The sequence below is a fragment of the Pelomicrobium sp. G1 genome, assembly GCF_051905455.1.
Taxonomy (GTDB): Bacteria; Pseudomonadota; Gammaproteobacteria; order Burkholderiales; family UBA6910; genus Pelomicrobium.
The window spans coordinates 1-248 of the sequence record NZ_JBQACR010000480.1; the positions used below are offsets into that span (position 1 = coordinate 1).

The 248-nt window shown below is 69.8% G+C and carries 1 protein-coding gene; it reads left to right on the forward strand.

Translation table 11 applies throughout. The features are described from left to right. On the forward strand, positions 1-248 hold a 248-nt coding region (locus ACTFO6_RS19305; RefSeq protein ID WP_439935935.1), incomplete at both ends, for a molecular chaperone TorD family protein.

Consider the following 248-nt stretch of genomic DNA (forward strand, 5'->3'; position numbering starts at 1 on the left):
GCCTTGTTCCTCACCCCGCCCGCGCCGGTGCCCATCAACGCCGGCATCTACCTGGACGGGGCGCTCATGGGCGAGAACGTGCGGGCCATGGAGAATTGCTATCGCCGCTGCGGCGTCGAGCGCAGCGAGCACTTCCGCGATCTCTCCGACCACATGGCGGTGCAGTTGGAGTTCGCCGCCTACCTCTACGCCCGGGCGGCGGAAAGCCACGCCGGTGAGGCGGAGCTGCCCCTCACGGCGGGGGAGTT